Genomic DNA, 25,514 nt, shown 5'->3' with positions numbered 1-25,514 from the left:
ATCAGCCGCCAAGTCTCTCCTGGATTGCATTGACCACCACGTCACTGGCAGTGGCGCTAACGGTCAGCAGCATATTTTCGTTTTTGTAGAAATCGACAAGTGGCGCTGTCTTGTCATTATAGACATCAAGTCGGTTGGAGATCGCCGCTTCAGTCTCATCATCTCGCTGGACAACACTACCACCACATTTGTCACATACACCCTCAACCTTGGTGGGCATACTCTTAACGTTATAGATGGCTCCGCAATCGACACAGGTACGACGAGTGGTAAGCCGGTCCAGGATCACCTCACGGGGTACATCAATCTCTACTGCAAAATCGAGATCGACACCGATATTTTTCAGCAACTCCTTGAGTGCCTCAGCCTGCGGAATCGTACGCGGAAATCCATCCAGAAGAAAACCCTTTGCACAATCAGGCTCTTGCAGGCGTTGTTCCATTATCCCCATGATGAGCTCATCAGGCACTAGATCACCGGCCTTCATGAAGGCCTCTGCCTGCTTGCCCAGCTCACTGCCGGCCTGAACGGCGCCGCGCAAGATATCACCAGTGGAGATTTGCACCGAACCGTCAAGCTGAGTCAGCAGTTTCGCCACAGTCCCTTTACCCGCGCCGGGTGCACCCAACAGAATCAGTTTCATTGATCGCTCCTATTCTTTCTGCTTTTAATTTATTGTGGTGCCGAGTGCTTAGGTTGAATCAATCGCCCCGGCATAATGTCAAAACCGGCGTTATTATACTGATTTCGGGCTTCTGGTCGCTGCCTGATGATTTATTAACCCATAGATTTAATTATTGGACATGCAGAAACTGATCGGATCCCATCTGAAAACGGATACCCATGCATCCAAATCCATCGGGCTCGCCCTGGTACGTGCCGCTGCCCTGCTCTGCCTGACAGTGATTTATGGCTGCTCCAGCTCGCCTCCCCGAAATATGGCGGATGCCTGTGAGATATTCGATGAGAAGGATGATTGGTATGAGGCATCCCAGGAGGCCTTCGATAAGTGGGGTGTACCGGTGCATGTGCAGCTGGCCATCATTCATCAGGAATCCCGTTTCGAGCACGATGCCAAACCCCCAAGAGAGAAGCTTTTTTGGTTCATTCCCTGGTTTCGCAAATCATCCGCCTACGGCTATGCCCAGGCTCAGGACAGCACCTGGGAGTGGTATCGGCGTGAAACAGGAAATGGCTGGGCTGACCGGGACGACTACGAGGATGCGGTGGATTTTATCGGCTGGTATGGGAGTGTCTCACACCACAAGCTGGGTATCTCAAAGTGGGATACCTACCGGCAGTACCTTGCCTACCATGAAGGCCATGGCGGCTACCAGCGCGCCAGTTACAAAAAAAAGCCCTGGCTGATGAAGGTAGCCCGCAAGGTGGAAGGCAATGCCAAGCGCTACCGTTCCCAGATCGCCAGCTGCAAAGAGCGACTTGAACGGGGTTGGAGCCTGTGGCCTTTCTGAACGACTCCCATACCACAAGGCCAGTCCCTGCATCTGTTTATTAAGCCTATTTCCAGGATAAATGCCAAAATTTATATCGGGAGTCAGCTAAATCAGCGATCATGGAGGATCTATACTCACAGGTAGACCGCACTCGGTACTCGATAGGGTTGCATAAAAACTAAGATGGGAATGCTTTCCTAACTTTTCTGCAGGGTAAATAACCCTGCATGACCTGCCGCTAAAGCTGATACCCGGATAGGCCAACATGGTTGAAATTCAAGTTGTTGGATATAGAGTTGACTAAGGAGCAACGAATAAAATACGACTCAATTTTCAATAGTGAATATTGACAGAATCAATTCAGAATGATGTTTAAAAAACACAATACTATCTATTGAAACCATTCCATGGACCAATACTAAAGCCAACACTACACTATGTAAGGTTTCTCTTGGCTTACCTATTTATGACATTCGAGTAAAGGCTATGGATACAGACATTGCACTCAACGTGACAACCGCAATCCTCTTCATGGGGGTACTGGGTCTGTTGCTCTCCGCCATGCTGGCCTTTGCGAATAAAAAACTCTGGGTCTTTGAGGATCCGCGCATCGATGAGATCGAGAGTATGCTGCCCGCCACCAATTGCGGCGCATGCGGCAATGCAGGGTGCCGTCCATTTGCCGAGGCCCTTATCTCAGGTGAGGTCGCCCCCGCTCAGTGTACGGTCAGCAGTGCCGAAGCCATCGATGAGATAGCGGACTATCTAGGTGTTGAGAGCGGCGATGTCGTCAAACGGGTGGCTCGCCTCGCCTGCGCCGGCGGCTCCCATGTGGCGCGCATGCGCGCCCACTACGACGGGCTGGAGAGTTGCCGTGCCGCATCGGTGGTCGCCGGCGGTCCCAAGAGCTGTACCTGGGGCTGCATCGGTCTGGCCGATTGTGCCGATGTCTGTGACCTTGACGCCATCACCATGGATAGCCATGGCCTGCCGGTGGTGGATGGGGAAAAGTGCACTGCCTGCGAGGATTGTGTGGAGATCTGCCCCAAGGGCCTGTTTTCCATTCAACCGGTGGATCGCAGACTCTGGGTGGCCTGTAAGAACCTGGAACATGATGGCGATACCGCTGAGAATGAGTGCGAGGTCGCCTGCACCGCCTGTGAGCGTTGTGTGAAGGATTCCCCGGAAGGACTGATAACGATTCAAAATAATCTGGCCGTGGTCGATTACAGTAACAACAGTCTTGCCTCACCAGTGGCCACGGAGAGGTGCCCAACGGGAGCCATCGTATGGCTCGACGATGACAAAGGAGCAGTCAAAGGTATCTACGCCAAGCGTATCGTTCGAAGTGAAGCCCTCCCCCTCTGAGAGAAGGCTGTTGACCCTGAAACTCATACCCCTTAACTAGACTAGAGATGTGTTCAATGTTTGGTAAAAAAGACGAGAAGACCTTCAAGTATCCCGGTATCCGCATGGCGATGGATGGCAATGGTGCGGTGATCATGTGTGAACGGGAGGCCTCGGATGCGGCGGGAGCATACCCGATTACACCATCCACCCAGATGGGTGAGTATTGGGCGGAAGAGACTGCCAAAGGTCATGTCAATATATCTGACCGCGCATTAGTCTTCATTGAACCCGAATCTGAACACGCCGCGGCGGCGGTTACCGCCGGTATGTCGATGACCGGCCTGCGTGCCACCAACTTCTCCTCGGCCCAGGGCATCGCTTTCATGCATGAATCCCTGTATGCGGCGGTGGGAAAACGTCTACCCTATGTGCTGAATATCGGTTGTCGCGCCATCACCAAGGCCTCGTTGAATGTGCATTGCGGTCATGACGACTTTCACTGTATCGACGACACCGGTTTTTTCCAGGTGTTTGCCAATAATGCCCAGGGCGCTGCCGATCTCAACCTGATCGGACGTAAGATTGCCGAACTCTCCCTGACCCCTGCCGCAGTGGCCCAGGATGGCTTTCTCACCACCCACCTGATCGAACCGCTGATGGTGCCGGAACGGGAGCTGATCAATGAGTTTCTGGGACTACCTGAGGATGAAATAGAGTGTCCTACACCAGCGCAAAAACTCCTTTACGGTGAAACCCGACGCCGGGTCCCCATGGTCTGGGATGTGGACAATCCCATGCTCGCCGGCTCGGTACAGAACCAGGATGCCTATATGCAGACCACCGCTGCACAGCGTCCCTACTTCTTCCAGCATATCCCTGAGATCACCGACCAGGTGATGGAGGAGTACTACCAGCTCACCGGCCGTCGCTACGAGCGCATCGGCTGTTACAACATCGAGAAGGCCGATTATGTGATCGTCGGCATGGGATCGATGATCGTGCAGGCCCATGGGGTTGCCGACTATCTGCAGAAAACCCGCAAACTGAAGGTTGGTGTTGTCGACATCACCATGTTCCGCCCCTTCCCCGGTGATCTGTTGGGGAGTGTGCTGAAGGGCAAAAAGGGAGTCTGTGTCCTGGAGCGTACCGACCAGCCGCTGGCGGAAGACCTGCCCCTGATGCGTGAAGTACGTTCAGCGATCTCCAAGTGTATCGAGAACGGTCAGGCCGCTGCCGCCAAACAAACGCTGCCCTATCCCGGCTATGACAGCTACTCCAGCTTCAGTGACGCGCCACACCTCTACTCCGGCGCCTACGGTCTTGGATCGAGGGACCTGCAGCCCGAGGCATTGATTGCGGCGGTTGAAAATATGCTGCCGCAAGGCGGTCTGCGCAAATTCTTCTATCTGGGCATAGATTTCATTCGCGAGGCGGACAATCCCAAACAGGAGATCCATATTCAGCGCCTGCTGGAGGCCTATCCCGATATCGGCAAGATGGCCCTGCGCGGTTCTGAGAATCCCAATCTGATGCCAGAGGGATCGATAACGGTGCGTATGCACTCCGTGGGTGGCTGGGGCGCCATCACCACCGGCAAGAACCTGGTCATGACCCTCTACGACCTGCTTGGTTACGAGATCAAGGCCAACCCGAAATATGGCTCCGAGAAGAAGGGACAACCCACTACCTACTACCTCTCCGCGGCACCGACACCGATCCCGCTGAATTGTGAGTACCACTATGTGGACGTGGTGTTGAGCCCCGATCCGAATGTGTTTGCCCACTCCAACCCCCTCGCCGGATTGAAACAGGGCGGCACCCTGATCATTCAGTCCAACCTGGCAAGTGCCGACGAGGTGTGGCAGACCTTCCCTCGCTGGATGCAGCAGCAGATCGTCGACAATGAGATCCAAGTCTTCTACGTGGATGGTTTCAAGATCGCCCGTGAAGAGGCCTCCGATGCCGAGCTGCAACTGCGCATGCAGGGTAATGCCTTCCAGGGTGCCTTCTTCGCCGGTTCGCCGTTGATGGAGATGGCGGGTCTGGACGAAAAGAAGCTGTTCACTGCCATCGAGGACCAACTGGAACATAAATTTGGCAGCAAGGGACGCCGGGTGGTGGAAGACAACCTACGCGTGGTGCGCCGCGGCTTCGATGAAATCCACGAAATCACCAATAAGGTGGTCGGCGCCACAGCCCAGATGCCGGTCAAGCAGGAACTCGGCCTACCGGTGATGCTGAAACAGCTTCCCCAGGCGGACGGCGGCATCTCCGATGTACACCGTTTCTGGGAACAGACCGGCAGCTTCTATGCCACCGGCAAGGGCAGCGACAACCTGGCAGACCCCTATCAGGCACTCTCGCTGATCCCGGCTTCAACCGGTGTGTTTCGTGATATGACCCAGATCCGTTTCGACTATCCCAAGTGGGTGGCTGAGAACTGTACCGCTTGTGGTGACTGTTACGTGGTCTGTCCCGATAGCGCGATTCCGGGCCTGGTCAACACCCTTGGGGATATCTTCAATACCGCCATCAACCGTATCGAAACCAGTGGCAACCCAACTCAATACCTCAGGCGGGAGAGCCGCAATGTTGAGAAAAGACTGCGTGAACTCCTGAATGAGGCCGGCGAAGCCGCCAATGTCAGAGAGTGCCTGGATCAGGCGGTACTCGAGTCCATTGGGGCCGCCGAGATTGAAGAGGAGTCCAGGCCCAAACTGGAAGAGGAGTTTGGACTCTTCCTGCAGGCACTGGGTGAGTTCGACTTCTCCATAACCAAGCCCTATTGGAACAATATGGAGAAGAAGAACAAAAACAGCGGCGGACTCTTCTCCATCACCGTCAATCCCTACACCTGTAAAGGGTGTATGGAGTGTGTCGAGATCTGTGAAGACGACGCCCTGGTCGCCACCCACCAGGATGAAGCGGCCATTCAACGCATGCGCGACGACTGGGATATCTGGCTCGATCTTCCCACCAGCCATACATCGTTCAACCGCATCGACGACCTGGAAGAGAAGATCGGCGCCCTGCACACCCTGTTGTTGGACAAGGAGAACTACAACTCCATGTCCTGTGGTGACGGGGCCTGCTTCGGTTGTGGTGAAAAGACCATTATTCACCTGTTCACCAGTACCGTCACCGCCTTGATGCAGCCCCGGGTCAAGCAACATCTGGAGAAGATCGACAGCCTGATCGGGGACTTGGAACAGCATGTGCGCCTGAAACTGGCAGCTGGGGTTGATCTCAGCGATTCGAGTGCCATCGCTGATGCTGTCTCCAGTAATGGTGAGGGAGACCTTACCCTTTCCAACCTGAGCGACAATCTCGACACCGGCCATGAGAAGACGGTGATCGACCGTGAATGGCTGCAGTGGGCGACCCAGTTACTGGATCAGCTGCGGGAATTGAAATGGCGCTATGTTGAAGGGACCACCAAGCGCGGCCGTGCCGAGATGGGCATAGTCAATGCGACTGGATGTACCTCTGTGTGGGGCTCCACCTACCCCTTCAATCCCTACCCCTTCCCCTGGGCCAGCCACCTGTTCCAGGACAGCCCGTCGGTTGCGATGGGCCTGTTTGAAGGGCATATGCGCAAGATGGCGGATGGCTTCGCTGCCATCCGCAAGGCCGAGTTGGAGTTGGCCGGAAAATACAACCCGACCGAACATGGCGACTACTTCCAACAGTTCAGCTGGAGTGACTTCAGTGACGAGGAGTGGAAGCTCTGTCCACCGGTAGTCTCCGTGGGCGGCGATGGTGCGATGTACGATATCGGCTTCCAGAATCTCTCCCGGGCACTCGCCTCCGGCATGCCGATCAAGGTTCTGGTGCTCGACACCCAGGTCTACTCCAATACCGGTGGCCAGGCCTGTACCTCCGGCTACATCGGTCAGGTTGCCGATATGAGTCCTTACGGCAAGGCCTGGAAGGGCAAGGAGGAGATCCGCAAAGAGGTATCTTTGATCGGTATCGCCCACCGCACCACCTATGTATTGCAGGGCACCATCAGCAATACCACTCACTTGATCGAAGGCTATATCGACGGCCTCAACAGCCGCCGTCCTGCACTGTTCAATATCTATGCCGTCTGTCCGCCGGAACATGGAATCGGTGACGATATTGCATTTCGGCAATCGAAAATGGCCGTTGAATCACGCGCCTATCCCTTAGTGAAATATGATCCGGATGCGGGTATCACCATAGAAGAGTGCATCGACCTGGAAGGCAATCCCGGCATGGATGACGATTGGCCCATGTACAGCATCGACTATGAGGATGAAAAGGGCGAAGCGTGCAAGCTCGAGGTACCGATGACCTTTGCCGACTTTGCCGTTACCGAGGGTCGCTTCCGTAAGCAGTTCCGCATGGCGCCGCCGGAAACCTGGAATGACAATATGCTCCCGATGCATGAGTTTATCGAGCTGGACGAAGATGATCGTGAGGGTCAGTTTCCCTATATCTGGGGCGTGGACAGCAAGAATCGCCTGATGAGGATCATCTGTGCGGAAGAGATCGCCCGCTCCTGTGATGAACGTCGCCAGTTCTGGCGCCAACTCAAGGGTATCGCCGGTGAACTCGACAAGGTGGATGTGAACGCCCTGGTGAATCAGGCCAAAGTGGATATGGCCAACCGTCTCAGTTCCACCCTGCTTTCGATGGCCGCCACCGGCAATGCCGAGGCATTGGCGGGATCGATTTCTGCCAACACCCCCGGGAATGGCGCGGGGGCAGCTTCCGGTGCAGGCGAAGCCATGGGTGATTATGAACCGGTGTGGATCGAGACCCCGGAATGCACGGCCTGTGACGAGTGCATTGAGATCAATCCGGGCATCTTCGCCTACAACGATGAGAAGAAGGCCGTGATCGTTGATCCCCAGGGGGGGAAGTTCAAGGATATCGTCAAGGCGGCGGAAAAGTGCACCGCTGAATGCATCCATCCCGGCACACCCTGGAACCAAGCGGAAAAGGACTTGGAAAAACTGCTCAAGCGCGCTGCGAAATATCAATAGACCCGCAGACGATAGCAATAATGGCAAACAGAAAATGCTTCTTTACAAATAGGCGGATCGCCAGATCCGCCTACTGACCGAGTCTGACACGATATGGGACTTCTCAACCTGCTGTTTGGGCTGAAAAGCTTCACCCACGGTATCCATCCGCCCTATCACAAAGATACGGCGGGCAAGCCTATACGGCGGCTTGCCTTCCCCTCGCAACTGGTGCTGCCCCTGGATCAACATATCGGGAAACCCGCTATCCCGCTGGTGAAAAAAGGCCAGGAAGTGGTGCGTGGCGAGCCGATTGCCAAGGCCGACGGCAACTTCTCGGTACCCCTGCATGCCCCGGCCACCGGGCGGATTCGGGATATCGAGCTGATGCCGACCCCGAAAGGACCTAAATCCAATGGGATCGTGCTGGATGTCTACGAAGGCTCAACCCAGGAGGTATTGTGGGGACACGCCCGGGAGATGAGCGAGCTCAATCAGGGGGAGATCATCCAGGCAATCCAGGACAGCGGCATGGTGGGACTCGGCGGCGCAGCCTTCCCATCGCATATGAAGCTGACGATTCCAAAGGACAAGCAGGTCGATACCCTGATCATCAATGGCTGTGAATGCGAGCCCTATTTAACCTGTGACCATCGCATCATGCTGGAATACCCGAAAGCACTGATTCGTGGTATACGCTATGCGATGCAGGCATCGGGAACCAGTCAGGCCATCATCGGCATCGAAGACAACAAAATGGATGCCGCCGAGGTGTTGCGTGCCAATCTCTCCAAGGGCAGCCCTATCCGGGTCGAGGTGGTTGAGACCAAGTACCCGCAAGGATCGGAGAAGATGCTGATCAAGTCCCTGCTTGACCGGGAGGTACCCACTGGCGGATTACCGGCCGATGTGGGAGTCGTGGTCAACAACGTAGGCACCCTGGCATTTCTCGGCGTGTTGCTGCCATTGGGGCAAGGATTGATAGAACGGGTGATCACCGTCGCCGGGCCCGGCATTGTCAAACCGGGTAACTATATGGTGCCCCTGGGGACACCGATACGCCATATCCTGGAACAGACGGGTTACGAGGGATCACGCACCGAATTCATTCTTGGCGGGCCGATGATGGGCCCGGCCGTCTCCGCCATGGATACTCCCATCACCAAGGGCACCTCCGGTCTGTTGGTGTTGAACGAGCCTTCGATTGAGGATGAGAGTCAAAGAATCTGGCCCTGTATCCGCTGTGCGCGCTGCGTCAGTGCCTGTCCCATGCATCTCAATCCCTCTATGCTTGGTCAGATGGCGGCAAAACGTAAATATGAAGAGATGGCCCTGGACTATCATCTCAGTGACTGTTTCGAATGCGGTTGCTGTTCCTATGTCTGTCCCTCTAACATTCCGCTTGTACAATATTTCCGCATCGCAAAGGCGATCAACAGAGAACAGGCCGCATGAGTAAGAAACCCACCATTGAGCTGCGCACCTCACCCCACGCCCATGCGGGGGGTGACGTGGTTCGGATCATGCGTAACGTGGTCTATGCCCTGCTCCCGATCTGTGTTTTCACCGTCTGGCAATTTGGACTCAGTGCCTTGGCCCTGATCGTCGTGGTGACCATCACCTGTCTGTTGAGCGAGCGCCTGTTCAACCGTCTGAATGACCAGCCCAACAGCCTGGGTGACTGGTCCGCAACCATCACCGGCCTGCTGCTGGCATTGACCCTGCCCCCGGGTTTCCCCCTCTGGATGGGTGTTGTGGCGGGCATCATCGCCATTGCCCTGGGAAAGGCCCTGTTCGGCGGCCTTGGTATGAATGCCATGAACCCGGCACTGATCGGTCGCGCCTTTGTCCAGGCGGCGTTTCCAGTGGCGATCACCACCTGGACCCCCGCCTTCTTCGAAGGACGCTTCAGCCAATTCATTCCAACCACACTGACACCTCCTTTCCTGCAGCCCCCGGCACTCGGCGATTGGGTGGCCGAGGTCAAGGTGGATGCCTTCAGCGGCGCCACGCCGCTGGCACTGCAGAAATTCGAAGCGGTGCAGACTGACATCATGGATATGCTGCTGGGTACCACGGCCGGATCGGCAGGAGAGACTTCGGCACTCTTGATTCTGCTCTGCGGGCTCTACCTGGCAGCACGAAAGATGCTCGACTGGCGTATCCCGGTACTGGTGATGCTGGGCGCCGCGGTTACCGCCGGGATCTTCTATCTCATCGATCCGGCACGCTATCCGGACCCCTTGTTCGTGCTCTGTTCAGGCGGATTGATGCTGGGTGCATGGTTCATGGCGAGTGATATGGTCGGCTCTCCGGTCACCCCGCTCGGGGTCATTATCTATGCCTTGATGATCGGCGTGATTACAGTGATCATCCGTCTATTCGGCGGCCTCACCGAGGGTGTGATGTATGCCATTCTCCTTGGCAACGCGGCCACTCCACTGATCGATCAAATCACCCAGCCTCGCGTGTTCGGCGAGCAGAAGGCGAGCAAATGAGTACCCCTGAAGCAGAAGTCATGCAGCCATCAACCCCCGCCGGACCCATGATCCGGACGTTGATGGGCATCGCAATGCTGTCCGGGTTTCTGGTGGTGCTCACCTATCAGCTGACCAAACCGATTATCGCGGAAAATCAACGCCGAGCCATAGAAGCGGCGGTTTTCAAGGTCATTCCCGGGGCTGTTTCGCGCAAGGATTTTGTAGTCAATGGTGGTGAAGTAGAGCCTGTCACAGTCGACAAACCCGCCGAGGGGGTTCTGGTCTACGCGGGATATGACGCGGAAGGCACGTTGAAGGGCGTAGCGGCGAAGGCAGCTGCCCAGGGCTATGCGGACCTGATCCATCTCCTGTATGGCTACGACCCTGCCTGTGAATGTATCCGCGGCATCAAAGTGCTGAAACTGGCTGAAACACCCGGTTTGGGGGATAAGATCATCACCGACGCCAATTTTGTCGCCAACTTCGATGCACTGGATGTCAGGCTCAGCAGCGACGGCCGGAGTTTGGCCAATGAGATCGTCACGGTGAAGCCGGGCAGTAAACAGAATCCCTGGGAGATCGACGCCATCTCCGGCGCCACCATCTCATCCAAGGCGGTAGGCAAGGCGATCAATCAGTCGGCAAAGCAGCTGCTGCCTGGTCTTGTGCCACACCTGGACAAGCTGACAGCGGCCGGCGAGCCTCTGCAGCAGCCTGAGGTCACCGATGAATAAACCGGAAGCGAATTGAGCAATGGCTAAAGACAACCCCACTATCACCTGGGAGACATTCACTGAAGGACTGTGGCGGGACAACCCGGTGTTTGTCATGTTGCTTGGCATGTGTCCCGTACTGGCTGTCACCAACTCGGCGATTAATGCCTTGGCAATGGGCCTCGCCACCACCTTCGTGCTGCTGGCCTCCGGTACCCTGATATCGCTGCTGCGCAAGAGCATCCCGAAACAGGTCAGAATCGCCACCTATATCGTCATCATCGCCACCTTCGTCACCATCGTCGACTACACCATCCAGGCCATCTCCCTCGACCTCTATAATGCCCTGGGCGCCTTTATTCAGCTGATTGTGGTGAATTGCATGATCCTCGGCCGTGCCGAGGCCTACGCCTCGAGAAACCGGCCGCTAAAGGCCATCGTCAATGGTCTGGGAATGGGTATCGGCTTCACCTTCGCCCTGCTCTGCCTCGGCGTGGTACGGGAGATCCTGGGTGCCGGCAGCCTGTTCGGTGTCGATCTGTTCGGGCCCCGTTTCGAACCCTGGGTGGTGATGGTGCTGCCGGCCGGTGGTTTTCTCGTACTCGGGGCATGGCTGCTGCTGTTCGAGTGGCTGAAGCAGCGCAAAGAGCGTGCGGAGCTGGAAACGGCAACGGAAACACGATGATTAATTTTGAATTGTTAATTCATAATTCCCCAGCCCGGAGGGCGCCAAGCAATGGGCACTGAATCACTCAGCTTTATCTTTCTCAACGCGGTACTGGCAAACAACTTCGTATTGGCGCTGTTTCTCGGGCTATGCCCGTTTCTTGGTGTTTCCGGGAAACTCAACACCGCCCTGCCCATGGGACTGGCTACCATGTTCGTGATGCTGGTCAGTTCTGTCTGCGCCTATATGATCAATATTGTCCTGGTGACATTTGAGATCGAATTTCTACGTCTGATTGCATATATCGCTGTGATCGCCAGCGCGGTACAGCTGGTGGAGATGACCTTGAAGAAATTCTCACCCGGTCTGTTCCGCTCCCTGGGTATATTTCTGCCACTGATCACGACCAATTGCGCGATCCTGGGTCTGGCACTATTTCAAACCTTCAAGGAGTATGACTTCCTGCAATCCCTGGTCTACGCCCTGGGTGCCGGCACCGGTTTTGTCCTGGCAATTCTGCTGATGGCGGGTCTGCGGGAAAAACTGGAGCTTTCCACCATGCCCAGCATCACCCAGGGAGCCGCAGTCAGCCTGGTGCTCGGTGGGTTGCTATCACTTTCGTTCATGGGTTTTGCAGGTCTCGGGGGCTAATCTTGATAGACTATCTCATTGCCATGACAATAATTCCTATTCTGCTGCTCGGTTGGTTGATAGTGCAATCGATCGCGCGGCGCTTCGCCAAGCTGCATCCAGAATTCGGCCCTCCCAGGGAAGAGGGTACGGGTTGCGGAAAGAGCTGTTTATGTAGCGGCAGCAGCTGCCAACGTCAAGGAGACAACCCCAGAGGTTACAACAATGAATGAGCAGTCCAATCAATCCAACAGCAGAGGCCAAGCGGTGAATGAGCAAATCATCTGGTTCCAACATCTGAAGATGCAGAATGTGGATCAGGTGGGCGGAAAGAACGCTTCCTTGGGAGAGATGATCAGCGGCCTTGCCGATGCGGGCGTCAGTGTCCCCGGTGGCTTCGCCACTACGGCTCATGCATATCGTGAATTCCTGCGCCACAATGGCCTCGCGGAGCGGATTGATCCGTTGCTGAAAGCCCTGGACGTGGAGGATGTCACCGCCCTGGCCGAGGCCGGCAAGACGATACGCCAATGGGTGGTGGATGCGCCTTTCCCTGAATCCCTGCAAGTTGCGGTAACCGAGGCCTACAAACAGCTTACCGGTGATACGGATACTCCCCCTTCAGTCGCGGTCCGCTCCTCGGCAACCGCCGAAGACCTGCCAGATGCCTCATTCGCCGGCCAACAGGAGACCTTCCTCAATGTGCAGGGCCTGGATGAGGTAATGGTCGCCATCAAGGAGGTATTCGCCTCCCTCTACAACGACCGTGCGATCTCCTATCGGGTACATCAGGGATTCGCCCATGAAGATGTGGCCCTCTCCGCCGGCATCCAGCGTATGGTGCGTTCCGACATCGGCTCCTCCGGGGTGATGTTCACCCTGGATACGGAGTCCGGCTTCAAGGATGCCGTCTTTATCACCAGCTCCTATGGCTTGGGCGAGACGGTGGTACAGGGTTCGGTGAACCCGGATGAATTCTACGTCCATAAGGGCAACGTGGAAGCAGGACGCCCGGCTATCCTGCGTCGCAATCTGGGCGGCAAGGCAATCAAGATGGTCTATGGTCAGGCGGATGAAGAGCGTGTCGTGACCGTGGCTGTACCCGAGCAGCAGCGGCGACAGTTTTCTCTCACAAATGAACAGGTGGAGAGCCTGGCGCAGATGGCGATTACCATCGAAAAGCACTATCAGCGCCCGATGGATATCGAATGGGGCCTGGATGGCAGTGATGGTCAGCTGTATATCCTCCAGGCCCGGCCGGAGACGGTGGAGAGCCGGGTCGATGCCTCCACGGTGGAGCGATTCAAGCTGGAGGAGAAAGGTCAGGTATTGGCCCAGGGCCGCGCCATCGGTCAGCGCATCGGCTCAGGTGTGGCGAAGGTCATCCACAATGCCAGCGAAATGGCGAAGGTCGAACCCGGTGATGTGCTGATCACCGATATGACCGATCCGGATTGGGAGCCGGTGATGAAACGGGCCTCCGCCATCGTCACCAACCGGGGTGGGCGAACCTGTCATGCGGCGATCATTGCCCGCGAACTGGGTATCCCCGCCGTGGTGGGCTGTAACGACGCCACCGAAACCCTGCAAGAGGGACAGGAGGTTACCGTATCCTGCGCCGAGGGCGATGACGGTTTTATCTACCAGGGTCTGTTGAAATTCTCCATCAGTCGTGGCGACGTTACCTCGCTACCGGAACCCCCCGCCAAGATCATGATGAATGTGGCCAATCCGAGTCGTGCCTTCGCCTTCAGCCGTATCCCCAATTCGGGCATAGGCCTGGCCCGCCTGGAATTCATCATCAACACCACTATTGGAGTACATCCCCGGGCCCTGATGGAGTTTGACAATCTACCCAGCGATATCAAATCCAGTGTGCAGAAACAGATCGACGGCTATTCCGCTCCGGTGGAGTTCTACGTGGATAAACTGGTTGAGGGTATCTCCACCCTCGCTGCCGCCTTCAATGGAAAACCGGTGATCGTGCGCATGTCCGATTTTAAATCGAACGAATATGCAAACCTGATCGGCGGCAAGCTCTATGAACCCGAAGAAGAGAACCCGATGATCGGCTTTCGCGGGGCATCCCGCTACATTTCACAGAGTTTCCGACCCTGCTTCGAGCTGGAGTGCCGGGCCCTGAAACGGGTACGGGAAGAGATGGGGTTTGACAATGTGGAGATCATGATCCCCTTTGTGCGTACCCTGGACGAGGCAGCAGCTGTTATCCAACTACTGGAAGAGAACGGCCTAAAACGGGGCGAAAACGGGCTGAAGGTCATTATGATGTGCGAGTTGCCCTCGAATGCCGTCCTGGCCAAGGATTTCCTTGAATATTTCGACGGTTTCTCCATCGGTTCCAACGACATGACCCAGTTGACCCTCGGATTGGACCGTGATTCAGGCCTGGTGGCCAACAGCTTTGATGAAAGGGATCCGGCGGTTAAACGGATGCTCGGCATGGCGATCCAGGCCTGTAACGAGGCAGGGAAATATGTGGGCATATGCGGTCAGGGCCCATCTGACTACCCTGACCTGGCGGAATGGCTGGTGGAACAGGGTATCCAAAGCATGTCCCTGAATCCGGATACGGTTATCGACACCTGGCGTCTCCTGGCCGGTCTGGAAAGCTGATCAAGCAACCTGGGTGCAGGGAGGCACCAAGGGCTGCCTGGCACCCTTGGGTGCGGCCCTGCCGCGCCTGCTTGAATCGAATCGACTTTAGCCTAACAACCCTGCAGCCAATCCTATGAAACGTACCATCTTCTTTCTCGCCGATCATACCGGTATCACGGTAGAGGCCATGGGACGTTCGTTACTGAGTCAATTTGAGGGCTTCACTTACGAGACAGTTCACTGGCCTTTTATTGACACCCTGGACAAGGCCAGGCGGGTTGCAGAGCGGATCAATCAGACAACCATCGAGTCCAATCAGAAGCCGATTGTCTTCACCACCCTGGTGGACCCTCAAATCCGTGACTATTTCAAACAGCTGGATGTCCCGGTAATGGATTTTTTTGAAACATTCACCGCGCGTCTTGAACAAGAGCTGCAACTCCCCTCATCCCATGCCCTGGGCCGCTTTCATACAACAGACAATAACCGGGCCTACGATCAGCGTATCCACGCAGTCAATTTCGCCTTGAACAACGATGATGGGGCCATCACCAAGAACTACACCACTGCCGATCTGATCCTGATTGGGGTATCGCGTGTCGGCAAGACCCCCACCTGCCTCTTTCTCGGTCTGCAACATAGTGTCCTGGCGGCTAACTACCCCATCACAGAAGATGATCTTGAGAATGATCTGCTGCCAAAGGTCTTGAGCACCTACAAGAACAAGCTCTATGGACTGACCATCGACCCACACCAACTGCAACGGATTCGGCAGGAACGGCGACCCGATCGCCGCTACTCATCCATCGAACAGTGTAGAATGGAGATCAAGCTGTCTGAAGATCTCTACAAGCACTACAGGATCCCCTATCTGGATACCACATCTATGTCCATCGAGGAGATATCTGCCAGGCTATTACAACATATCAACCGGGCCGCCAAGATTACCAATGATTGAGTCTCGGTATTTTCATTACCGTTTCAATTGATAGTCAACAGACCCATTGGATGGTGTTTTATGTTGTTATTTTTCATGAAAGCATTCAACTATCTAAATATACTATGCACCTATCTGCCCCAACCCCATTGAACATGGGCCAAGGGTTGTAGTAGAGATACGATAAAGACTGCTAAGGCCCTAGAATGATAGGAACGGGTCCGTGTAAGCTGAGGCTGCGGGAGCAGTCACTCAATCTGTTCCGAACGGTACTAAAACACTATTTAAAGCAAGTTACTAAATTACTTTAATATCTAACTGATTTATAAGATTATATCCGTGATAAACTGGCTTGTACGACTGTTTCGCAAGGCACCCGTTCCCATCGCCATCAAGTGGACGATCTACATCGGCACATTGATAACGCTGGTTATGGGTGTTCTCGGTTGGTTTCTCATCACCCAGCAAACCAGCTTCCACATGCGTGAGGTGAAAGGGTTTGGTGAAGTCCTGGTGGAACAACTGGCTCACTCCGCCAGTGAACCCATGCTCGCAGATGACCAGTTCAATCTACAGGGACTGGTAAGCCGTCAAACCCAAAATGAGAAGGTGGTCGGCGCTGCGATCGTGCCTAGCGAAAAGCCCTGGATCACATCCGGCAGCGTACCCCATCAGTTGCCCGGTTCTGAAGAGCTGTTACCGATGATCTGGTCTTGGCGCGACGAAGATAATATCAGGCACCCGGCAATCACATTCTTCAGCACCATAAAATTCCGCGATGTCATCGCCGGCCACGCCATGATCACCCTGGACCGGCAATTTCTCGACCGCAATCAGCAGCGCACCATCGGTATCATCGGTTACGCCACATTTGGCCTGATTCTGATCGCCGGCATACTCTCCTATGTCTTGAGCAAGCGCCTGAGCAGACCGATCACCCTCCTAGCCCAGGCAGGGCAAAAGCCTGAAGCGGGCCTGCTGGTCAGTCCTACGGAGACAGACCGCCATGACGAGATCGGCCAGGTGTATGCCCATTTTGACCGCATGACCGCAGGACTACTGGAAAAACGCCAGGTTGAAGATGCCCTCTCCCGCTATGTCTCTCCTGTGGTGGCGGAGAAAATCCTCTCAAACCTGTCCCAACCACGCCTCGCCAATCAGGAGATGGAGGGGAGTATCCTATTTTGCGATATTGTTGGTTTCACCCGGCTCTCAGAGGATCTTCCCGCCGATGAAGTGGCTTCCCTGCTGAATCTCTATCTGGGTGCAATTGCCAACTCGGCACACCGCTGTCGAGGCGTTGTGGATAAATTCATCGGCGACAGTGCCATGATCCTGTTTGGGGTTCCCGAGGCGGATAAGGAACATGGACAGCAGGCGATTCGCTGCGCCTGGCTGATTCAGGCCATGGTGCGTCATATCAACAAAAAACGCCGCCAATCAAGGAAAGAACCGATCATGCTACGGATCGGCATAAATAGCGGTACAATGCTGGCGGGTAATATCGGAATTCCCGACCGGCTGGAATATACTGTTGTAGGCGATACTGTTAATCTCGCCTCCCGCCTATGTGGCGCTTCTCCGGCTGACGGCATCATGATGAGCCAGACAACGGCTGAGTTTCCCGGGGTGGCTGAAATGGTTGAGCTGCACAAACAACCCACGCTGAAGATTCGGGGTAAGAAAAATCTCGTTACACCCTATATTGCGGGAACACCGTCACGGGAATTTGGTCAATGGTTGTTGCGTACCATGGCCTATATATTGAACAAACAGGTTAGATGAAACTGCTTTTAAAACTATTTATAGCCTATCTATCACTCACGATGATCTCAGGCTGTCAGTTGATAGAAAGCAAGAAAACCACGCCTGCCCCAGTTGAAGACAACGCCCTCGACAAGAGCCGGCAATTAGCGGCCAAGGGACGCTATGGCGAGGCAATCACACTCCTTGACCGTGCCAGTGCCAACAGAAATCTCAGCACCGCCTATTCAAAGGAGCTCGAGAGCTTCAGAAACCAACAAAAGACCCTGGAAGAGGAGCTGAACGATCAACTGCTGATCAGCAATACCTCAGCATTGAAGAATCAGTTGCCGATTCTTACCAAGCTGACCCAAGCCAGTCCCGATAAACCCCACTACTACGAGCTCCTGCAGGAGACCCAGGAAACCCTGCTGAGTATGCAAAAGGCGCTATCTGAGTGCGCATGGCGCCATTTTAAGCGAAACAATGCCTTGTCCAAGGACTGCCTGACCCTCGCCCTTTCATTGAAACAGGATAAGGCCGACCAAAACCTGATGGAACACCTTCTGAAAGAGCAGATCCAGTATAAAAAAGCAGTCGCAAAGGAGGAGTTGGCCACGCGAGAGCAGAAGTGGAAAAAACGCATCGACAAAAACCTTGCGGAGGCCAAACGACTGGTTGAGAGCGGCCAGCTCAAGGAAGCCAGACTCGCACTCAATCTCGTATTGAAAGAGTCACCCAAGAACGAAACGGCAAAAAAACTACTCGCCGACGTCAAGCGAACACTGAAAAAATATATTGAGAACCTACTGCTGGCCGGTGACCGGCTCTATCGGGATGGTGAAATCGAGAGTGCCAAGGCTACCTGGCGGGCAGCCCTGACCCTCGACCCCCTCGATCTACGGGCTCGGGAGAAGATCCAGCGTGCCCAGCGGGTACTGGACAATCTGGAAAACCTGCGAAAAACCAACGAGGATGGCACGAAGAATCCATAACTCTCTGTTTTTCATTCATTTAAACCTCCCTCACCAACAACTTCATTGACCTGCAACAGGCCCCATGTCTACGGCCATTGGGCTGAGGTCTCCCTGTGGGAGTTCAAGAATCTCACGAAAAGTGGTGGTTCCAGATTTACGATCCGCTATAATCGCGGCCGGCGATCTCCGTCTACCAAGAATCCAGGGTTGAAGAATCAGACTCGTCTGTCGCCACAGTCCAAGCCAGGCAACAGATAGCTGCGCATGATCAGAGATACGAAACATAGCAACACTCAGACAGGGAGCCATCTGGGACGGCTCCTCTGCTGTCTCATCCTGTTGACCTTGACGGGCCAAGCCCAGTCCACCGACTGGCTACCGGTAAGCCCGGTCTCTTTCTATGAATCCAGCTCTACGCAAACGCTTTTCCCATACCAACTCCCTGATCGCTATCTCGGCATTTCCGACTCCCTGGAGACCGTTGTCCCTATCAACCATGCTGAGAGGCCATACGGCTTCGGCAGGGAGCTGAATGACACCAGCCCGGTCGACTACCCTGGGTTGAGGCGTGATGCAGCCTATTTTTTCGGATATCAGTTCTTTATCGTGGGACTGCTTTATGTCATGCCGGAAGATATCTCCTCCTGGTCTGAGGAGGACAAAGAGGAGTACACCTTCGAGAAGTGGTGGGACAATGTCTCCCACCCTCGATGGGACCCTGACGAGTGGTATATCAACTATATACTGCACCCCTATTGGGGTATGACCTACTACACCCGGGGCAGGGAGCGGGGACTTTCCGAGACAGGCGCCTTCTGGTTCTCCTTCACCCTATCTTCGATCTATGAGTTCGGGCTGGAGGCCCTTTTTGAACCCGTTTCCGTGCAGGATGTCATTTTTACACCGACCCTTGGTGCCTGGCTGGGCTGGTACTTCGAAGATACCCGTCGCAGCATCAAACAGCAGTCGAGTTTCAGCACCTGGGACAAGACCATTCTCATCGCCACCGACCCCCTGGGCACATTGAATACTATGGTTGACAATCTGTTTGGCGTCGGGGTTGAGAGCGAGCTGGCATTGCGCACCTTTTACCAGAGCCCGAACCTGAGTCACATTGAATCGGCACAACCCCGCTGGAGCGATCCTCACCGGGCCCACACCGATCCGATGGTAACTGACTATATCGGCATCCAACTTACCTTGCATTGGCACTAAGGGTAGTGAGACCGGCACGCGGTGAATGCCCGCCGCCGCACAAATCAGTAGACACGTCGCAACAGCCATATCGCCAGTGCGAGGAACAGCAACAGAGGAAAGAAGGCGGCAAACAATCCATTCAGGGAGTAGACCACCGCCATATATGAGAAGGTTCGATTCAAAAGGTAGAACACTATGCCCAGCATGGCTCCGACAAAGATTCTCTGCCCCACCCCGACACTGCGCAGTGAGCCAAACACAAAGGGAATACTCAGAAACAGCATCACCATGGTCACCAGCGGAGCGGCCAGTTTACCCCAGAAGGCCACTTCATAATTGATTGAGGCTTGACCATTCTTCTGCAGATAGTCGATATATCGCCACAAATCCCAGGCAGCCAGCATGTGGGGTTTTACTGTCAGCACATCCAGTGCCGATGGATCCAATTCCGCCTGCCAAGCTTGTTCTGGGCTGCTTGAGACCGATACAGCGGATTCGGTGAAATCACTCTGCTCTACCCCCTGTATGACCCAGCCGCCTGACTGAAAACCGGCACGTTGCGCATGTATCGCCCGACGCAGTCGGGCATCCTCGCCATATTCATAGATTGAAATATCCGCCAATTGGGCATCGGGAAGAATCTGTCGGATATTAATGAACGTATTACCGTCGCGGGACCAAAAACCATATCGGGTCTTCAGGCTGATCTGTCCGGACAGGGCCTCATTTTTCATGCGCTGCGCCTGCTGCTCAGCAGCGGGCGCCAAATACTCACCCATGATCACCACCACCAGTAGCACCAAAAGCCCCGTCTTGAGCACAGAAAGTACTATCCTGGCAATCGAGATCCCCGCGGCACGCATGGCAAGCAGTTCCGAGTTTCCCGCCAGCACACCCAAGCCGATCAGGCTTCCCAGCAGGGTCGCCAATGGAAAGAGTTCATAACTGTAGCGAGGCATACCCAAAAGCACATAGGTGTATGCCATGGATGTTGTATAGCCGCGTTTCACCTCTTCCAGTTCAGCCACCAGTTCAAAGAATCCTATCAACACCAGCAGCAAGGCCATTACAGAGACGATTCCGATCAACACTGTACCGCCGATGTAGCGGTCAAACAGGGTAATCATGTCTCACCCCCCAACAGTCTCCGGTGTATTCTGCGATAGGAGTGGGTTTCGGGTATCAAGAGTAAAAGACCTATTAGCGCCAGCATCAAATGCACCCACCAGATACCCAGCCACTCTGCTGTCGTGCCGTCGATCATCCAGTTCTCCGCCACCCCCTGCAGGCTCAGATAGAGGGTGTAGAGGATAAATGCCAATACCAAGCGGCCAAAGGGTCCTTGGCGAGGCATGGATCGGCTGAGTGGCAGGCTGAGTAAGGCAAACACCAGCAGTCCGAATATTTGTGCGATTCGGACCTGAAACTCTGCTCTATCCCTGATCGACTTGGAATTCAGCAACGCTTGATTCGAGAGGGATCTCCGGTTGATCTTGGCAACCACACCTTCGGCACCCTTAATCCTGAATCCATAGCGTTCGAACTCACTGATCCGATAGTTCGCCTCCCCCGGGGAACCCTCATATCTGGCCCCGTCTTCCAATACCAGGTATCGCTCACCCGACTCATCATCAATATATTGGTAACCCTGCCTTGCCGTCACCAGGCTAAGGACACCCGCTTTTCGCTGTTGCACGAAGACATTGCGCATGCGTCTCTCTTCACTGGCTATCGATTCCACATACAGCACCAGGTCACCCTGACTGTACTCGTTGAAGCGCCCTGCGCTGATCCCTGCCAATTCTGTCGCCTGCCCTCGCTGTGTGCTGATCAGCTCGGCACTGAGCCGACTCGCCCAGGGTTGTGCATAGAGGGATAACCAGCCAGTCAACAGTGCAATTGGAGTGACAACAAATATCAAGGATCGGTAGAGTCTAAGATCACCGACTCCGCAGGAGGCCAAGGCTACCATTTCACTGTCACGATACATCCTGCCGATCACATACAGCACGGCAAAGAAAAAGGCGGGTGGTATCAGGCGTGGGATATAGACCACCATCTGTAAACCGAGCAGCTGGAAAAGCAGATTGCTGCTAAGTTCACCGGAAGCCACCTCTTTAAGCAGCTTGATGAAGCTATTCGCAAGCATGATCAAGGCGAGCACCAACAGAATCGCTAACAGCGCCTTGAGCACATCTCTCAATAGGTAGCGGTCTATCAGTGTGATCAATTATCTGGTCCTGTTTGTGCTAAGCCGGTCGATCAGGTTGGAAGCTTAAGGTTAACGGCATTCACATGTCCACATGGGGTTTAAGGTTGAGTTCATTAAGATTACACCACACAAGGTGTCAAATGACCGATGATTGGTTAGACTTTATGCAATTGTCACATCGCCCTGATCCTGACATTTGCGCATCCGTAGTGTATAAAAAACACTGCATCGGCTGTCTATTCTAATCATTAACCTGTAACAAGAAACAGTGAGGCCATCCATTCCATGGAATACAGTATTAAAACCGGAGACCCCGCCAAGCTAAGCACCGCCTGCCTGGTAGTGGGAATCTTCTCCAAGCGCCAACTCACCCCACTGGCGCAACTGCTGGATAAATCCAGCAAAGGTGCTCTGCAAAGCATACTGAAACGCGGCGACATGAATGGGGAGAGTGGACAGCAGTTATTACTCTATGATCTGCCTGGTATCCAGGCAGAGCGTGTACTCTTAATCGGACTGGGTAAACAGCGTGATTTCAACAGAAAGCAGTATGCAAAATGCGTCACCTCCGCTATCAAGAGTCTGAATCGGAAGCATGCAATGGAGGCAATTTGGGGGCTCAGCGAGCTCAATAACGACGATTTCACCCTGCCACAGGCAGTTACAGAGACAGTTGTAAGCGCTGAGGCCGGCCTATACCAATTCAATGACACCAAGAGCGAAGTAAAAAAAATCCAACGCCCGCTGAAGCGACTCGCGCTCCTGCTTCACGACCGCCGCCACTTGAAAGTCGCGCAAAAAGCCCTTTCCCAGGCACGCGCCATAGCGAGTGGCATCGAGCTGTCCAAGAATCTGGCCAATCTGCCAGGCAATATCTGCACACCCAGTTACCTTGCCGATCAGGCACGCAAACTGGGACGGGATGAGGACCGTCTAAAAGTGAGAATATTGGATGAGAAGCAGATGACCAAATTGGGTATGGGTGCCCTGCTCTCTGTCTCACGTGGCAGCCGCCAACCGGCAAAACTCATCATTATGGAGTATTCAGGGGGTAAGCCCGATGCCAAACCCGTGGTCCTGGTAGGTAAGGGTCTGACCTTTGATGCAGGCGGCATATCCCTCAAACCCGCCGCGGCAATGGATGAAATGAAATATGACATGTGTGGCGGCGCCTCTGTCATCGGCAGCGTGAAGGCCGCCATTGGTATGGATTTGCCAATCAATCTGATCGGCGTAGTACCTGCATCAGAAAATTTACCTGATGGCGATGCCAATAAACCGGGGGATATTGTCACCAGTATGTCTGGTCAAACCGTTGAGATACTCAACACCGATGCCGAAGGCCGGCTTATACTCTGCGATGCCCTCACCTACTGTGAGCGTTTTAATCCAGCGGTAGTGATTGACATCGCAACCCTGACCGGTGCCTGTATCGTGGCCCTGGGCAATCAAGCCTCTGGTTTAATGGCAAATAACGACTCCCTGGCAAATGAACTGCTAGCCGCTGGCACTGATTCGGGAGACCGGGCCTGGCAACTCCCCCTGTGGGATGACTACCAGGAACAACTCGATAGCAATTTTGCCGATATGGCCAATATCGGCGGCAAGGGCGCAGGTACAATCACAGCGGCTTGTTTTCTCTCCCGCTATACAAAGAAGTTCAAATGGGCACACCTGGATATCGCAGGAACTGCCTGGCGCAGTGGCGCGAGTAAAGGTGCCACTGGCCGGCCGGTAGGACTGCTCACACAGTTTCTGATAAAGCGTAGTGGCGTATGAGTATATCCCTACAGGCCTGGTTGCTGGTTGATTCACCTTCGACGATCACCATCAGCAACTGTCTCTCGGAGTTGTTATGACACAAGTCGATTTTTATGTACTGGATGACCGGGCAATGGGAAATCGCTTTTCCCTGGCCTGCCGTCTGTGTGAGAAGATCTACCATCAGCAACGTAGGATTTTTATTCATACTGGCTCCGAAGAAGAGTCACGACATATGAATAGATTACTCTGGACCTTTCGCCAGGGCAGTTTCGTACCCCATGGAATGGCTAATGAGTGTGATCCTTTGACCACACCGGTTATTATCAGCCATGATAGGGAGAGCGGTGAAGAAAAGGATGTTCTGATCAATCTTGCAAGTGAGGTTCCCAGCTTTTTCAGCCGTTTTGAGCGTGTTGCGGAGATCGTCGATAAGGAGCCGCAGGTCGTAACTGCAGGGCGAGAGCGCTTCCGATTCTACCGTGACAGGGGCTATCCGCTAAACAAACATGATATTAAGTAGATGAATAGAGACGACAAATCACACCACTCGGATTCAGCCATTCCGCTACTGGAAGATGTGGTTTCAATGGAAGAAATCGAATCAGAATACATCGAATTTGCCAACGACGAAGTCGATATTGAGGATAGTGGCCTCCCTGAGTATGATGAAGAACTGCTGAGCATGCGGGATGATATCGCCAAGCAACTCGAGGATGACCTTCAAACTATCGTTACTAAGGCGGTGAATATTGTTGTCGATGAAACTACAGCCCGTATTGGCCAGATTCTTCACGATGAACTTGACAATACATTGACCCACCGAATTCGTAATCTAATCGAACAGCGACTGGAAAACGAATTTGGGCCGCGCCAGCAGCATGCAAAAGATGATGTCTCACAGGATCCTATCGACCTCTATCGCGACGATAACCTCTAAATATGAGTTTGTCTCACGTTCGCAATGAATATCATGCGGATCTCTGTTTTCCAACAGATACTCCCATCGATTAAATAGCAACGCACTTAAGCCACCAGAACATAATAATTATCCAAGGCTCTATTCAGAGGAACGGTGCTACAGGTCCATTCTTGTCTATATATCCACGCGACCCGAATGAGAATTTACTAGAAATAGCAAATCAGCTGTAAGCTCGAAAAAAACTTGACCACATACTGTTCTAACTTTGTAGCAGACGTTTCTTCTTACTGACATAAAGCCATGCACCCAAATAGACACAGCATAACGTCAATAGACTTAAAAATATGTTTTCACTCACTGAGTAATATGACAATCCCATAGCCAATCCGAAAATGATCAGAATGGTTGCAAATATTGCAACAACCTTGTATTCGGAATGATTAACTAGTTTTGCGCATAAATACCCGGCATATGTAGTTATAAGGGAAGCAGGTATTAGAGTTAACAGTGAAACCTTTGATGTTAGTTCCATGTTGGAAAGCTTTGATGTTATCACCTCTAGCGAGTCACCATTCGAAGCAAGCAGAACACCATAAACAACTGATATTACGATCCCAACAAAAACAGTGGTTGTTATATTTACGATAGTTGCAACAAGGATGGCTTTAACTGCAGATCCTTTTTTCTCTAGTTGATCGTTTAATTCCGATTTTGGTGTCCTATAGACATCTTCGTCCATCGATACTATTCCTGTCTCTTACGCGGATCATACAGTATTACCACATGACCATCCATGTAAGAGTGATTCTTGTCTGGTTACTACGAGTAAATCTCTAACCAAGATTCACTCATCCCATATTATCT

At 53.8% G+C, this 25,514-nt stretch carries 21 protein-coding genes; 17 read left to right on the top strand and 4 right to left on the bottom strand.

Features of this window, described 5'->3' with window-relative positions; translation table 11 throughout:
• Position 1: 1 nt before the first annotated feature.
• Complete coding sequence (locus R2K28_RS08160) at positions 2 to 643, bottom strand: adenylate kinase (protein WP_116446715.1); 642 nt, start codon at positions 641 to 643, stop codon at positions 2 to 4.
• 160 nt (positions 644 to 803) lie between these two features.
• On the opposite strand from R2K28_RS08160, the gene R2K28_RS08155 reads away from it, so the two are divergent.
• From R2K28_RS08155 to R2K28_RS08090, 14 genes are all read left to right on the top strand, one after another.
• The gene (locus tag R2K28_RS08155) at positions 804 to 1,472 is read left to right on the top strand and encodes a transglycosylase SLT domain-containing protein (RefSeq protein WP_316369037.1); all 669 of its coding nucleotides are present in this window, start codon (positions 804 to 806) and stop codon (positions 1,470 to 1,472) included.
• A 468-nt stretch (positions 1,473 to 1,940) separates the two neighbouring features.
• A complete protein-coding gene (locus R2K28_RS08150; RefSeq protein WP_316369035.1) occupies positions 1,941 to 2,822 on the top strand; it encodes an RnfABCDGE type electron transport complex subunit B in 882 nt (293 codons plus the stop codon).
• A 56-nt stretch (positions 2,823 to 2,878) separates the two neighbouring features.
• The gene (locus tag R2K28_RS08145; RefSeq protein WP_316369033.1) at positions 2,879 to 7,816 is read left to right on the top strand and encodes a 2-oxoacid:acceptor oxidoreductase family protein; all 4,938 of its coding nucleotides are present in this window, start codon (positions 2,879 to 2,881) and stop codon (positions 7,814 to 7,816) included.
• Between the two features lie 93 nt (positions 7,817 to 7,909).
• Positions 7,910 to 9,250 (top strand): electron transport complex subunit RsxC, encoded by a 1,341-nt coding sequence (rsxC, locus tag R2K28_RS08140; RefSeq protein ID WP_316369031.1) that lies wholly within the window; start codon positions 7,910 to 7,912, stop codon positions 9,248 to 9,250.
• The gene (locus R2K28_RS08135) at positions 9,247 to 10,293 is read left to right on the top strand and encodes an RnfABCDGE type electron transport complex subunit D (RefSeq protein ID WP_316369030.1); all 1,047 of its coding nucleotides are present in this window, start codon (positions 9,247 to 9,249) and stop codon (positions 10,291 to 10,293) included. Before rsxC ends, R2K28_RS08135 begins: the two co-directional genes overlap by 4 nt.
• Complete coding sequence (locus R2K28_RS08130; RefSeq protein ID WP_316369029.1) at positions 10,290 to 11,009, top strand: FMN-binding protein; 720 nt, start codon at positions 10,290 to 10,292, stop codon at positions 11,007 to 11,009. Before R2K28_RS08135 ends, R2K28_RS08130 begins: the two co-directional genes overlap by 4 nt.
• Before the next feature lie 19 nt (positions 11,010 to 11,028).
• Positions 11,029 to 11,673: an electron transport complex subunit RsxE gene (gene rsxE, locus R2K28_RS08125; RefSeq protein ID WP_116446357.1), complete on the top strand. Its 645-nt coding sequence runs from the start codon at positions 11,029 to 11,031 to the stop codon at positions 11,671 to 11,673.
• A gap of 51 nt (positions 11,674 to 11,724) precedes the next feature.
• A complete protein-coding gene (locus R2K28_RS08120) occupies positions 11,725 to 12,306 on the top strand; it encodes an electron transport complex protein RnfA (protein ID WP_316369028.1) in 582 nt (193 codons plus the stop codon).
• A gap of 2 nt (positions 12,307 to 12,308) precedes the next feature.
• The gene (locus tag R2K28_RS08115) at positions 12,309 to 12,518 is read left to right on the top strand and encodes a chemotaxis protein (protein WP_116446359.1); all 210 of its coding nucleotides are present in this window, start codon (positions 12,309 to 12,311) and stop codon (positions 12,516 to 12,518) included.
• Between the two features lie 34 nt (positions 12,519 to 12,552).
• Positions 12,553 to 14,919 (top strand): phosphoenolpyruvate synthase, encoded by a 2,367-nt coding sequence (gene ppsA, locus R2K28_RS08110; RefSeq protein WP_442871436.1) that lies wholly within the window; start codon positions 12,553 to 12,555, stop codon positions 14,917 to 14,919.
• A 115-nt stretch (positions 14,920 to 15,034) separates the two neighbouring features.
• Complete coding sequence (ppsR, locus tag R2K28_RS08105; protein WP_316369027.1) at positions 15,035 to 15,859, top strand: posphoenolpyruvate synthetase regulatory kinase/phosphorylase PpsR; 825 nt, start codon at positions 15,035 to 15,037, stop codon at positions 15,857 to 15,859.
• Positions 15,860 to 16,177: 318 nt separating this feature from the next.
• Positions 16,178 to 17,623, top strand: coding sequence for an adenylate/guanylate cyclase domain-containing protein (locus R2K28_RS08100; RefSeq protein WP_316369026.1), 1,446 nt, complete (start codon positions 16,178 to 16,180; stop codon positions 17,621 to 17,623).
• On the top strand, positions 17,620 to 18,576 hold the full coding sequence (locus R2K28_RS08095; protein WP_316369025.1) for a tetratricopeptide repeat protein: 957 nt from the start codon (positions 17,620 to 17,622) through the stop codon (positions 18,574 to 18,576). Before R2K28_RS08100 ends, R2K28_RS08095 begins: the two co-directional genes overlap by 4 nt.
• Before the next feature lie 246 nt (positions 18,577 to 18,822).
• Complete coding sequence (locus tag R2K28_RS08090) at positions 18,823 to 19,773, top strand: DUF3943 domain-containing protein (protein WP_316369024.1); 951 nt, start codon at positions 18,823 to 18,825, stop codon at positions 19,771 to 19,773.
• A 44-nt stretch (positions 19,774 to 19,817) separates the two neighbouring features.
• On the opposite strand, the gene lptG is transcribed toward R2K28_RS08090, so the two are convergent.
• Positions 19,818 to 20,882: an LPS export ABC transporter permease LptG gene (gene lptG / locus R2K28_RS08085; RefSeq protein ID WP_316369023.1), complete on the bottom strand. Its 1,065-nt coding sequence runs from the start codon at positions 20,880 to 20,882 to the stop codon at positions 19,818 to 19,820.
• Entirely contained in the window at positions 20,879 to 21,985 is a 1,107-nt protein-coding gene (gene lptF, locus R2K28_RS08080; protein WP_316369022.1) for an LPS export ABC transporter permease LptF, read from the bottom strand. The genes lptG and lptF overlap by 4 nt, the downstream gene beginning before the upstream one ends.
• 267 nt (positions 21,986 to 22,252) lie before the next feature.
• Between lptF and R2K28_RS08075 the strand changes: the two genes are divergently transcribed.
• From R2K28_RS08075 to R2K28_RS08065, 3 genes are all read left to right on the top strand, one after another.
• Entirely contained in the window at positions 22,253 to 23,746 is a 1,494-nt protein-coding gene (locus tag R2K28_RS08075) for a leucyl aminopeptidase (RefSeq protein WP_316369020.1), read from the top strand.
• Positions 23,747 to 23,822: 76 nt separating this feature from the next.
• Positions 23,823 to 24,251: a DNA polymerase III subunit chi gene (locus tag R2K28_RS08070; protein ID WP_116447043.1), complete on the top strand. Its 429-nt coding sequence runs from the start codon at positions 23,823 to 23,825 to the stop codon at positions 24,249 to 24,251.
• Complete coding sequence (locus R2K28_RS08065; protein WP_316369019.1) at positions 24,252 to 24,668, top strand: hypothetical protein; 417 nt, start codon at positions 24,252 to 24,254, stop codon at positions 24,666 to 24,668.
• Between the two features lie 241 nt (positions 24,669 to 24,909).
• Here the strand turns inward: R2K28_RS08065 and R2K28_RS08060 are convergent, their stop codons facing one another.
• Positions 24,910 to 25,389, bottom strand: coding sequence for a hypothetical protein (locus R2K28_RS08060; RefSeq protein ID WP_316369018.1), 480 nt, complete (start codon positions 25,387 to 25,389; stop codon positions 24,910 to 24,912).
• Positions 25,390 to 25,514: the final 125 nt, after the last annotated feature.

The sequence above is a fragment of the Candidatus Thiodiazotropha sp. CDECU1 genome (genome assembly GCF_963455295.1).
Classification (GTDB): domain Bacteria; phylum Pseudomonadota; class Gammaproteobacteria; order Chromatiales; family Chromatiaceae; genus Thiodiazotropha.
This window is presented reverse-complemented; position numbering and strand designations above follow the sequence as displayed.

Coding starts and splice junctions, on each gene's coding strand:
- R2K28_RS08160 (WP_116446715.1), bottom strand. CDS start 643: ATGAAACTGATTCTGTTGGGTGCACCCGGCGCGGGTAAAGGGACTGTG.
- R2K28_RS08155 (WP_316369037.1), top strand. CDS start 804: ATGCAGAAACTGATCGGATCCCATCTGAAAACGGATACCCATGCATCC.
- R2K28_RS08150 (WP_316369035.1), top strand. CDS start 1,941: ATGGATACAGACATTGCACTCAACGTGACAACCGCAATCCTCTTCATG.
- R2K28_RS08145 (WP_316369033.1), top strand. CDS start 2,879: ATGTTTGGTAAAAAAGACGAGAAGACCTTCAAGTATCCCGGTATCCGC.
- rsxC (WP_316369031.1), top strand. CDS start 7,910: ATGGGACTTCTCAACCTGCTGTTTGGGCTGAAAAGCTTCACCCACGGT.
- R2K28_RS08135 (WP_316369030.1), top strand. CDS start 9,247: ATGAGTAAGAAACCCACCATTGAGCTGCGCACCTCACCCCACGCCCAT.
- R2K28_RS08130 (WP_316369029.1), top strand. CDS start 10,290: ATGAGTACCCCTGAAGCAGAAGTCATGCAGCCATCAACCCCCGCCGGA.
- rsxE (WP_116446357.1), top strand. CDS start 11,029: ATGGCTAAAGACAACCCCACTATCACCTGGGAGACATTCACTGAAGGA.
- R2K28_RS08120 (WP_316369028.1), top strand. CDS start 11,725: ATGGGCACTGAATCACTCAGCTTTATCTTTCTCAACGCGGTACTGGCA.
- ppsR (WP_316369027.1), top strand. CDS start 15,035: ATGAAACGTACCATCTTCTTTCTCGCCGATCATACCGGTATCACGGTA.
- R2K28_RS08095 (WP_316369025.1), top strand. CDS start 17,620: ATGAAACTGCTTTTAAAACTATTTATAGCCTATCTATCACTCACGATG.
- R2K28_RS08090 (WP_316369024.1), top strand. CDS start 18,823: ATGATCAGAGATACGAAACATAGCAACACTCAGACAGGGAGCCATCTG.
- lptG (WP_316369023.1), bottom strand. CDS start 20,882: ATGATTACCCTGTTTGACCGCTACATCGGCGGTACAGTGTTGATCGGA.
- R2K28_RS08075 (WP_316369020.1), top strand. CDS start 22,253: ATGGAATACAGTATTAAAACCGGAGACCCCGCCAAGCTAAGCACCGCC.
- R2K28_RS08070 (WP_116447043.1), top strand. CDS start 23,823: ATGACACAAGTCGATTTTTATGTACTGGATGACCGGGCAATGGGAAAT.
- R2K28_RS08065 (WP_316369019.1), top strand. CDS start 24,252: ATGAATAGAGACGACAAATCACACCACTCGGATTCAGCCATTCCGCTA.
- R2K28_RS08060 (WP_316369018.1), bottom strand. CDS start 25,389: ATGGACGAAGATGTCTATAGGACACCAAAATCGGAATTAAACGATCAA.